The following is a 10,901-nucleotide window of genomic DNA, read 5'->3' as shown; positions in this document are numbered from 1 at the left end:
TTGAACGACTACTCCGTCGAGTAATCATCCAACACTAGATTAGTATGTTTTGTTTATTTTTATGTAAATTATTAAGGTAATCAAGCTGATTAATAAGCCGATTATGAGAATCCATGGAATATAAATCAAAGTTATCTGATGTTTACCGGGATTGAGGTTAAAACTCAGAAAAGCATTAGCAAATAATACTTTATTTTTATGAAGAATTTTACCATTATCAATTACTAACCAGTTAATACTACTTGGGATAGTAGATTTCATGGTCATTTTTTTATGAAGGGAAAAATGATTGGATTTGATAACCAAGGCAGAGGGTTGAGTAATTTGAGGTTGAATTTGCTTAAATGAATGCATTTCTTGGGCTAGCTTTTTGGTATCTAAACGCCATAAATTTGCTGCATTTAAGTCTAAATTGTCTTTTTTCAGAGTAATAGCAATTTGGATACGTTGGCCACTTTGTCTACTTCCTAAATTTATCAGTCGAGTATTTGAATCACGTACTGTAAGGTTAACGAAACTACCGTTAACGTACATATCAATAGCGTTGTCATCAATATCACCAGGCAACTCGAGATAATAAGAAGAATTTGTTTTAGGCCTAAGGTTAAAAATTAGACGAGCTGATTTATTCTTTCTCTTTTTGGAATATTGCATCCAGCCGCCATCCCAACTTGAAACATTAATCTTTTTTGGATCGGGCCAAATTACATTATGGAAGAGAGTAGTAGTATTGCCAGTTGCCGCTTGTAAAAATTGAGTTTGATTTTTAGTGATATTACTAGGATCGAACTTCATCTTTTTGGTAGAAGTTGGTGATAAAAATAAAAGTGGCAGTGCATAATTATTTTTCATTAAAATTAATTGATTAAATCGTTTTTGTAAATGATAATCACCAACGTCGATTCTTTGATTTTTATTATCATATTTCATTTGTTTTTTTTCTTTAAGTGGGGTGATTTCTTCATTAGGAAGAATGTAATATTTAATGCCAAAAAGATCGTCAGTAATTGGAGTACCGCCAAAATTGGTATAAGAATTGCTGTTATTAACAAAACCTAGATTATTTAACAGCGACAGCACATGTTGGTTGGAGATGGAATTGAAGTTGCTCAAACCATAATAATTAGCACTAAATGGATCATCATCGGAACGATAAAAATTCTTTTCGGTTCTATATAAGCTTTGATCATGATTAGTTTCATAGTTAGTAACTTGCGTTGTATTTTTTACAAAATTTTGATAATCGTAATTTTTTTGATAGGCCAAATTTCCTAATGATAAGACCAAATTAATTACCAATTCCAATTCAATTATTAAATAAAAGAATATTGCTGCATAATTGTTTTTATTATAAATAAAAGCGATAAACAGTAAGCCCAAAGCTAAAAAAGCTCCTGTGGCAATTTGAGCATTTTCATTTAAGAAATCAAATGATTGATCATTAAACGTGACAAAAAGAATCAGTCCCAAAGCAACAATAGCTAATGGCAGAACTTGCCATAGTTTGATTTTTTCTTGCTGATTTAATGCGATGATTGCTAAGTTTAAAGCTAAAAAGATCAACACAAAACTAAAGCGACCAGGGTACCAGACAGGAAATTGACCTAAGTGCCATAGTAAGACTAATGGTGTCCAAAATAGTGAAGCGATTAAAAATAAAAGCAGGAGGCCATTAGCTAATTTAGTTTTCCAATTAATTTTTTTATTTAGAAAGTAAAGAATAGTCAACAACAAAAAAGGAAGAGGAATAAAAATATTTGGCATCCCTTCTTGCATTTCATGAAAATTATAAGCACCATCGGCAAGCTTAGTTATTTGATTATATGGGATAAATTGAAATCCCCATGACCAATTTGCAGAAGATGCTGCCTTTCCTTGCAACATTTCAATAAAAACTGGCAATAACATAAAGGCATCTAAAAAAGACCCCAAAATACTTTTTATTAAATATGATTTAAAAATAGACCATTGCTTTTTTCTATTGAAGAAGAAAATCTGGGTCAATAAATAAAGAAAGCCAAAAGCTAATGTCATAAATGCGGTATAAAAATTGGTAAACCACAGTAAAAATGTGATTAAGATTAGATGGCTTTTCTCTTGCTTTAGCGTGCGATCGATTTCATTAATTAAAAGAGGCAAAAGTATAACTGAATCTAGCCACATCAAGTTGAAGTGGTTGGCGATAACATATCCTGATAATGCATAGGCGCTGCTTGCAGCTAAAGCGTAGAATGGCATATTTATTTTTTGCTGCCAGTAATAATAACTAGTTAGGCCACTTGTAGCGATTTTTAGTCCGATAATTATTAAAATAGCTTGCGGTAATAAATTTTCTGGAAATAAGAATAAAAGTAAATTAAACGGGCTAAAAAGATAATAAGCATCTGTTGCTAACATCGATCCGCCTAATCCATTTGAAAAGGAATAAATTAAGCGAAGGGGATGAGAAAACAAGTTATTTCTAAAAAAAGCGAGGAAATCAACATATTGTTGCCCCAGGTCTACTGTTAAAACGCCATTTTTGGTATAAAAGAAGTAGCTGAAGAAAATTAAACCAGGTAAAATAAAACTTAATAAAAAAAGAAGATTTTTTTTAGCAGTAAATAATTTATGGATAGTAAAATAATTATTCATCTTAAAATTTAGCTAAGCTCCATTCTCAATCGTAGAATTAACGTTCAGTTTTTGTTAAAATACATACAGTTTTAGTAAGGGACGATATACGTGGATTATTTTAGAAAAAATAGTGGGACTGGTTCAAACAAACAGTCTTCTACTCCAATAAGAATGCGAATCATCGTAGGGGTTATCCTTGTGCTTTTTGCGATGTTGATCGGACAACTGGCTTATTTACAGCTAGTATATGGATCTCGTTTTAAAGCAGAAGTACAACAATCGGATTCGACAGTTGTTTCAAATCAGGTGCCGCGAGGTGTTATGTATGATGCTAAGGGACATGTATTAGTAGGAAATAAGGCTACTAATGCTATCACTTATACTAAGAGTGCTTCGACCACCACAACGCAGATATATCAAATTTCTAATGCGTTGAGCAACTATATTAAGATTACAGATGAAAAGCCGACAAAGCAAATGATTGCCGATTATTATTTAGCTGATGAAGATAATAATACTAAGATTTCAGCTGAATTGCCTAAATCAGCTAAGGTAGATGCAAGCGGAAATAAGAAAACTAATTCCGAGGTTTACCAAGCCGCAATTGCTTATGTTGAAAAAATGGATCCTAAGTTAACTGAAAAGCAGAAAACGGCCGCATTGATCTTTAATAAGATTTCTGGTGCCTATACGTTATCAACTATTTATATCAAAAATAAGGGCTTAACTGATAAGGAAATCGCTCAAGTGGGTGAGCACCTATCAGAGTTGCCAGGTGTCGGTATCGGAACTGACTGGCAAAGATCTTATCCAAATGGTTCATCTATCCAAAGTATTATTGGTTCAGTTTCTACTGAAAAATCCGGATTACCTAGCGATAACTTGCAGTACTACTTGAGAAATGGCTATTCTCGTAATGATCGAGTAGGTACTTCATATTTGGAAAAGGAATATGAACCGCTATTAAAAGGAACGAAGTCAACTAGCAAGGTAACTACTAAGTCTAATGGTAATATTCAACAGACTAAGACAGTTTATGATGGACAAGCTGGTGCCAGCTTAATGTTGACCATTGATGCCAAGTATCAAAAGGAAGTTCAGGCATCTTTGAAGCGAATTTATGGTTCAGCTATTGGTGCAGGAGCAGCTCGCTATTCTAACGGTGCCTACGCCGTGGCAATGAATCCAAATACGGGAGCATTATTAGCGGTAGCTGGTATTAACCGTAATACGAATACAGGCAAGACTACCGATAATGCCTTAGGTGTAATCAATCAGTCATTTGTTATGGGGTCAGTAGTTAAGGGTGCAACTGTTTCTGGTGGTTTGATTAATAAAGTTATTACTCCTACTAGCAACACTTTGCCCGATACGCCAATTTATCTTCCAGGTTCACCAGTTAAGAAATCTGTTTACCCAGTCGGAACATTCAGTTCATTGGATGCCGAAACAGCGCTAGAAGTTTCAAGTAACATTTATATGATGCACTTAGCAATGAATTGGGTTGGTGCAAAATATGTACCTAAGACCTACATCCATATGCCAGACAATGCTTTTAATACTTTAAGAAGAAACTTTGCAATGTTTGGTCTTGGTCAAAAGACTGGTGTTGACCTTCCTGGTGAAGTTGCCGGAATTGAAGGTAAGTCCTTCAATTCTAAAGGAAATATTCTTTCTGGTTCAGTACTTGACTTGGCATATGGTAACTATGATGCTTATACACCAATTCAGCTTGCTCAATATGTATCTACAATTGCTAATGGTGGTTATAGAATGCAGCCATATATTGTGCAGTCCGTTGGGAAGACAAGTAAAGACGGCAAGAAGATTTATATTAACTACAATAAGAAGCCAAACGTTCAACAGTCTATTCCATGGACTCCAGATGAATTAAACGTAGTTAGAAAAGGATTCTGGCGTGTAGTACATGGTACAAATGGTTGGGGTACTGCTCACTACTTGAAAGATGTTAAACCATCAGTTTCAGGTAAAACTGGTACTGCCCAAACTTTCTACTATGATGCTGAACACCCTAATAGAAAACATAATATTGAATTAATTAACGCTACTTTCATTGGTTACGCTCCATCTAAAAATCCAAAGCTTGCTGTAGCTGTGGTGTTCCCAGGTCTTGATCCAGACATGGAAGGGAAGTATACTTTGCAAGTCGCTAAAGCAATGATTCAGGATTATTTTAAACTTCATTCAACAAAATAAAGAATTAACACTGGTCAAATTGCTTGAAAAATGCTATTCTAGTACAGTCAGAATAAAAGTGTAGGTGGTGAAAAAAATGGCAGATAACATCATTTTAGAATGCACCGAATGTGGCGATAGAAGTTACTTATCTAAGAAGAACAAGCGTAAGCATCCGGAACGTTTATCTTTGAAGAAGTATTGCCCAGTTGAAAGACGCGCAACACTTCACCGTGAAACTAAGTAATAAATCAAAGTAGCAGGTTGTGTGCCTGCTATTTTTTGTAGGTAAAAAATGAAAAAATCAGAATTAAGAAAAATACAAATAAATAAATTAAAGCGTTTTGCCAAAACTGAAGATAAAAAATTAGAAGATACAATTTTACTTAAAAAGTTAATGGAATCTGATTTAATCAAAAATAGTCAAACTATTGGAATAACTGCTTCTCTACCTTTAGAGGTGGATACTTCCGAAGTAATTGCTCATTTATGGGATGAGGGTAAAGAGGTATATTTGGCCAAAGCTGAAAATGATCAAGATCATACTTTAAATTTTTTGCATTACACATATATGAGTAAATTGAAAAAATCTAGTTTTGGTGTAGAGGAAATCGCTGACCCAGATGCTATAGTTAATAATCATTTGGACTTGGTGATTGTGCCTGGATTAGCATTCGCACTTGATTCTCACGTTCGTCTTGGTTTTGGTGGCGGCTATTACGATCGCTTTTTAGCAAAATATAATCCTAAGACTGTATCACTAGTGAATTCTCAAATGCAATTCCAACATGCTGAATGGCCTGTTGAAAACACTGATATACCAGTTCGGACGCTGATAACTACTGAAACACATTAATTAATTTAAGGAGGCTGGAATGAAGCAAAAAATTAACCTCTCACAAATATTTGTGACCTTAGGAATTTTAATAGTTTTATTAATAGTCTTTTTAGTTGAAGTCTTTTTAGGTGGCTCCGAAAGCGTCAATGTTTTGATGAAAATGGGAGCCATGAATAATTATGCGGTAGTCGCTGGTCATCAATGGTGGCGTTTATTTACTGCTCAGTTTTTGCATATTGGTGTCATGCATTTAATATCAAATGCTGTCATTATCTATTACATGGGTCAATATATGGAGCCAATTATGGGTCATACGCGCTTTTTAGTTACGTATTTATTGGCTGGAGTTGGTGGTAATTTATTTAGTTTGACTTTTAGTTCAGATCGAAGTTTAAGTGCAGGAGCTTCAACAGCTTTGTTCGGACTTTTTGGGGCTATGGTTGCCATTGGCTTGCGTAATTTCCATAATCCAATAATTAGTTTTTTAGGAAGACAAGCTTTTGTCTTAGCACTGATTAATTTAGCGTTAGATATTTTTGTACCCGGTATTGATATTTGGGGTCATATTGGTGGTTTAATAACTGGCTTCTTGCTAGCTATCATTTTAGGTGATCGCGTAATGCGGACGTATAATCCTAAGTGGCGCGTTTTAGCGGGCGCTGTTTTGATCGTTTATATAGTGTGGACTGTTAGAACAGGAATGGTTATTAACTTTTAAATGAAGACTTTATACGATGTACAACAACTTTTAGAAAAATATGGCATTTTAGTTCATGTTGGTAAAAGAATCTGGGATATTGAATTGATGGCGCTCGAACTTGATAATATCAATAAAGCCGGTTTAATTGATAAACATGATTATATGATTGCAAAATTGATTTTACGTAGAGAACATAGAATCGAAGAACTAAAAGAGGAAGATAAAAAGAAAAAGGATAGCAAGTAAATTAGTTTAGCGGTATCATTATATTTGTAAGTTTTTATGGAAGGGCAGATTAAGGTTTATGTCGAGTTTTTTAATTATCTTAGATTTAGTTTTATTAGCCATTATTTTAGTTTTTGTAGGTATTTGGGGATGGAATAAGATCCAAGCCAAATCTATCGGCGGTGAATTGACTAATGAAGAATTTAAGGCAGGCATGCGCAAGGCACAAATTATCGATCTGCGTGAAAAAGAACCGTTTAAGCGCAAGCATATTGATGGTGCCCGCAATTTGCCATATACAATGCTTAAATACCAATATAATGAACTTAGAAGTGATTTACCGGTTTATCTTTACTCAGATTCAAACACAATTACTTTGAGAGCTGCCCGTTTCTTAAAGAAGAAGGGCTTTGTTTCAATCCACTGGCTTAAAGGTGGTTTTGAAACTTGGGATGGTAGAACTAAAAAGTCTAAATATTAATAAAAAAAGACACATTTAGAGCTGAAGGAGCCTAAATGTGCTTTTTTGTATCAAAAATAAAATTGAAAAGATGATGATATGCAAAAAGTACTAGCAATAGTAGGGCCAACTGCCATTGGTAAAACAAATTTGGCAATTTCTTTGGCGAAAACATTAAATGGTGAGATTGTCTCTGGTGATTCTATGCAAGTTTACCAAGAAGTGGAAGTCGGTACAGCTAAGGCAACTAAAGAAGAGCAGGCAGAAGTTAAGCATTATTTAGTTGATACACGATCAGTATTTGATGAATATTCTGTCAAAGATTTTGTTGGTGAAGCTACTAAGGCGATCACAGATATTAGTGAAAAAGGTAAATTTCCTATTTTAGCAGGCGGAACAGGCTTTTACGTTAATGCTCTGTTGAATAAAATGCAGTTGGGAGAAAAAAAGGACGAAGACAGCGGAACTTCCCAAAAGTGGGAAGTTTATTTAAAGCAGAATGGACCGCAAAAGTTGTGGGATATTTTAAATGAAAAAGATCCAGAAGCTGCTAAGAAAATCCCAGTTCCTAATTCGCGCAGAACGATGCGGGCATTAACGGTGATTGATCGTACAGGTGAAAAATTTTCACAACAACAAAAAAAGATTGAACCTAGATATGATTATCTGATTATTGGTTTAAATTCTGACAGGCAAGAAATTTATCGCCGAATTAATTTGCGCGTTGATCGCATGATGCAAAAGGGGATGCTAGAGGAGGCAAAGTTTATTTATCAAAATAGGGATAAAGAACATCAAGTATTGCAAGCTATCGCATATAAAGAATTTTTTCCTTATTTTGAAGGCAAAAAAGCTTTAGACGAGTGCGTTGAGCAACTTAAAACTGCATCTAGGCGGTATGCGAAGAGACAGCTGACATACTTTAGAAATCAGTTGCCAGTTAATTGGTTTGATCCATTAAATGATCCTGATTGTAAGGCAAAAATTATTGAAAAAGTAGAGGCATGGAAGAATGAATAATATACCAGATGAATTGCAAAAAATAGTAAAAGAAGTAGATAAACAAATAGCTCCTAAATTGGCAGAAATTGAGGATCAGATTGTTTATAACCAGGCTAAGGTATTGCAAGCATTTCAAGATAATAGCGTAGCAGAAGCTGATTTAAACGGTGCTACAGGCTATGGTGATGATGACATTGGTCGTGATAAGTTAGATCGAGTTTATGCGCAAGTCTTTGACACGGAAGATGCATTAGTGCGCCCTCAGTTTGTTTCAGGTACTCATACTTTGTTTACAGCATTGAATGGTAATTTGAAATATGGCGATACTTTGACTTATTTGACGGGGATGCCATATGATACTTTGCAAAAGGTAATTGGTTTAACTGATGACAAGCGTGGCACTTTGGCTGAAAAAGGCGTTAAGTTTTCATATGTTCCGCTAAAAGATAATTTGGTTGACTATGATGAAGCTGAGAAGATTCTCCGTAGAGATCAGCCTAAGGTGGTAGCGATCCAGAGATCACGTGGTTATTCGACTCGTAAGACTTTTACTATCGACCAAATTAAAGAGATGATTGCTTTTGTTAAGAAAGTTAGTCCACAAAGTATTGTCTTCATTGATAATTGCTACGGTGAATTTTCTGAAAAGCATGAAGCAACAGAATATGGCGCAGATTTAATGGCCGGTTCTTTAATAAAGAATGCCGGTGGTGGTCTTGCTAAGATGGGTGGCTATATTGTCGGTAAAAAAGATTTAGTGGAAAATGCTCGTCTTGCACTTACCGCTCCAGGTTGCACTGATGAAGGAGCAACAATTGGTAACTTGCATGACTTCTATGAGGGCTTTTTCTTAGCACCTAATGTAACTGGTATGGCTGAAAAAGGTATGATTTTTGCGGCAGCCTTGTTTGCTAAAATGGGAATGAATGTCACTCCCGCATGGGATGAAAAGCGTAGCGACATTATTGAAACAATTATCTTTAATGATCCTGACAAAATGATCAAATTCGTTCAAGAAGTACAAAAGAATTCTCCAATTGACTCTTTTGTTACTCCAGAAGCAGTTCCAATGGAAGGCTACGAAGATAAGATTATTATGGCAGCGGGGAACTTTGTTTCAGGCTCAACTATTGAGTTTTCTGCAGATGGTCCAGTTAGACCACCTTATGCGGTTTATATGCAAGGTGGCTTAACATATGCGCATGATAAAGTAGCTGTTATTAATGCTGTAAGGGATACATTCTTTAATCAAAAATAATTTTAAATTTTTACTAGACCAATTTGACATTTATAAATTGGTCTGCTATTGTATTAGTCAGTTCTAGGAGATAAAAATAAATCATAGGACCATATCAATTTAATATTTTTGTTTTTATAGGTGGATAAAACTATGAGTAAACAATATACTGCAGAAGAAATTAGAAAAGAAGTTGAAGATAAAGACGTTAGATTTTTACGTCTTTGCTTTACTGATATTAATGGTACTGAAAAGGCTGTTGAAGTACCTAAGAGTCAATTAGACAAAGTTTTGAATAACGATATTCGTTTTGATGGTTCTTCAATTGATGGCTTTGTTCGTCTTGAAGAAAGTGACATGGTTTTATATCCTGACTTTTCAACTTGGACAGTTTTACCTTGGGGTGATGAACACGGTGGTAAGATTGGACGTTTGATTTGTTCAGTTCATACAACTGATGGCAAGCCTTTTGCAGGTGACCCAAGAAACAACTTGAAGCGTGTTATTGGTCAAATGAAAGAAGCAGGCTTTGATACATTTGATATTGGTTTTGAAATGGAATTTCACCTTTTCAAGTTAGATGAAGATGGTAATTGGACTACCGACGTTCCAGATCATGCATCATACTTTGATATGACTTCAGATGATGAAGGCGCAAGATGTCGTCGTGAAATCGTTGAAACTTTGGAAGGTATGGGCTTTGAAGTTGAAGCAGCTCACCATGAAGTAGGTGATGGTCAACAAGAAATTGACTTTAGATTTGATGATGCATTGACTACTGCAGATAGATGCCAAACCTTCAAGATGGTTACTCGTCAAATTGCAAGAAAGCATGGTTTGTTTGCTACATTTATGGCTAAGCCTGTTGAAGGCCAAGCTGGTAACGGTATGCACAACAATATGTCACTCTTTAAGGGTAAGCGTAATGTCTTCTACGATGAAAATGGTGAATTCCACCTTTCAGATACTGCTCTTTACTTCTTAAATGGTATTTTGGAGCACGCTCGTGCAATTACTGCAATTGGTAACCCAACTGTTAACTCATACAAGCGTTTGATTCCTGGTTTTGAAGCTCCTGTATACATTGCTTGGGCTGCTAAGAACCGTTCACCACTTGTACGTATTCCTAGTGCTGGTGAAATTAACACTCGTTTGGAAATGCGTTCAGCTGACCCAACTGCTAACCCATATCTTTTACTTGCTGCATGTTTGACTGCTGGTCTTAACGGCATTAAGGAACAAAAGATGCCAATGAAGCCAGTTGAAGAAAACATCTTTGAAATGACTGAAGAAGAAAGAGCAGAACATGGTATCAAACCATTGCCAACTACTCTTCACAACGCAATTAAGGCATTTAAGAATGATGATTTAATCAAGTCAGCTTTAGGTGATCACTTAACTCATAGCTTTATTGAATCTAAAGAATTAGAATGGTCTAAGTATTCACAATCAGTTTCAGATTGGGAACGTCAACGTTACATGAACTGGTAAAATAGCTAATTAATAAGAATCCTCATAGTTCGAAGCTATGAGGGGTTTTTGTTGTATAATCAAAAATGGATATTTTGATTATAACGATGGAGAAAAAAGTTGAACAAAAAGATAAAAGTTGGGTTAATTACTTGTT

10 protein-coding genes are annotated in these 10,901 nt (G+C 35.2%); 9 read left to right on the top strand and 1 reads right to left on the bottom strand.

Annotated features, from left to right (window positions below; translation table 11 throughout):
• Positions 1-39: 39 nt before the first annotated feature.
• Positions 40-2,634, bottom strand: coding sequence for a YfhO family protein (locus CP368_RS04165; RefSeq protein ID WP_098045779.1), 2,595 nt, complete (start codon positions 2,632-2,634; stop codon positions 40-42).
• A 90-nt stretch (positions 2,635-2,724) separates the two neighbouring features.
• On the opposite strand from CP368_RS04165, the gene CP368_RS04160 reads away from it, so the two are divergent.
• The 9 genes from CP368_RS04160 (at position 2,725) to glnA (ending at position 10,765) form a co-directional block, all read left to right on the top strand.
• A complete protein-coding gene (locus tag CP368_RS04160; RefSeq protein WP_025005338.1) occupies positions 2,725-4,833 on the top strand; it encodes a penicillin-binding protein 2 in 2,109 nt (702 codons plus the stop codon).
• 76 nt (positions 4,834-4,909) lie between these two features.
• Positions 4,910-5,059: a 50S ribosomal protein L33 gene (rpmG, locus tag CP368_RS04155; RefSeq protein ID WP_003548272.1), complete on the top strand. Its 150-nt coding sequence runs from the start codon at positions 4,910-4,912 to the stop codon at positions 5,057-5,059.
• A gap of 48 nt (positions 5,060-5,107) precedes the next feature.
• On the top strand, positions 5,108-5,668 hold the full coding sequence (locus CP368_RS04150; RefSeq protein ID WP_025005339.1) for a 5-formyltetrahydrofolate cyclo-ligase: 561 nt from the start codon (positions 5,108-5,110) through the stop codon (positions 5,666-5,668).
• Between the two features lie 19 nt (positions 5,669-5,687).
• Entirely contained in the window at positions 5,688-6,368 is a 681-nt protein-coding gene (locus CP368_RS04145) for a rhomboid family intramembrane serine protease (protein WP_098045778.1), read from the top strand.
• The gene (locus tag CP368_RS04140; protein ID WP_025005341.1) at positions 6,369-6,596 is read left to right on the top strand and encodes a YqgQ family protein; all 228 of its coding nucleotides are present in this window, start codon (positions 6,369-6,371) and stop codon (positions 6,594-6,596) included.
• A 58-nt stretch (positions 6,597-6,654) separates the two neighbouring features.
• Positions 6,655-7,056, top strand: coding sequence for a rhodanese-like domain-containing protein (locus CP368_RS04135; protein WP_025005342.1), 402 nt, complete (start codon positions 6,655-6,657; stop codon positions 7,054-7,056).
• A 78-nt stretch (positions 7,057-7,134) separates the two neighbouring features.
• Entirely contained in the window at positions 7,135-8,055 is a 921-nt protein-coding gene (miaA, locus tag CP368_RS04130) for a tRNA (adenosine(37)-N6)-dimethylallyltransferase MiaA (protein ID WP_025005343.1), read from the top strand.
• Positions 8,048-9,295: a methionine gamma-lyase family protein gene (locus CP368_RS04125; RefSeq protein ID WP_025005344.1), complete on the top strand. Its 1,248-nt coding sequence runs from the start codon at positions 8,048-8,050 to the stop codon at positions 9,293-9,295. The genes miaA and CP368_RS04125 overlap by 8 nt, the downstream gene beginning before the upstream one ends.
• Before the next feature lie 132 nt (positions 9,296-9,427).
• Positions 9,428-10,765, top strand: a complete 1,338-nt coding sequence (gene glnA / locus CP368_RS04120; RefSeq protein ID WP_025005345.1) for a type I glutamate--ammonia ligase — start codon at positions 9,428-9,430, stop codon at positions 10,763-10,765.
• The last annotated feature ends 136 nt before the right edge of the window (positions 10,766-10,901 follow it).

The organism is Lactobacillus sp. UMNPBX17 (assembly GCF_002553735.1).
GTDB classification, from domain to species: domain Bacteria; phylum Bacillota; class Bacilli; order Lactobacillales; family Lactobacillaceae; genus Lactobacillus; species Lactobacillus gallinarum.
The sequence above is the reverse complement of the archived record's forward strand: the minus strand, read 5'-3'. Positions and strand labels throughout refer to the sequence as shown.

What these genes read in the sequence shown, in the direction of transcription:
- CP368_RS04135 (WP_025005342.1), top strand. Translation starts at nt 6,655, where the DNA reads ATGTCGAGTTTTTTAATTATCTTAGATTTAGTTTTATTAGCCATTATT.
- CP368_RS04165 (WP_098045779.1), bottom strand. Translation starts at nt 2,634, where the DNA reads ATGAATAATTATTTTACTATCCATAAATTATTTACTGCTAAAAAAAAT.
- CP368_RS04125 (WP_025005344.1), top strand. Translation starts at nt 8,048, where the DNA reads ATGAATAATATACCAGATGAATTGCAAAAAATAGTAAAAGAAGTAGAT.
- CP368_RS04140 (WP_025005341.1), top strand. Translation starts at nt 6,369, where the DNA reads ATGAAGACTTTATACGATGTACAACAACTTTTAGAAAAATATGGCATT.
- rpmG (WP_003548272.1), top strand. Translation starts at nt 4,910, where the DNA reads ATGGCAGATAACATCATTTTAGAATGCACCGAATGTGGCGATAGAAGT.
- CP368_RS04145 (WP_098045778.1), top strand. Translation starts at nt 5,688, where the DNA reads ATGAAGCAAAAAATTAACCTCTCACAAATATTTGTGACCTTAGGAATT.
- miaA (WP_025005343.1), top strand. Translation starts at nt 7,135, where the DNA reads ATGCAAAAAGTACTAGCAATAGTAGGGCCAACTGCCATTGGTAAAACA.
- glnA (WP_025005345.1), top strand. Translation starts at nt 9,428, where the DNA reads ATGAGTAAACAATATACTGCAGAAGAAATTAGAAAAGAAGTTGAAGAT.
- CP368_RS04150 (WP_025005339.1), top strand. Translation starts at nt 5,108, where the DNA reads ATGAAAAAATCAGAATTAAGAAAAATACAAATAAATAAATTAAAGCGT.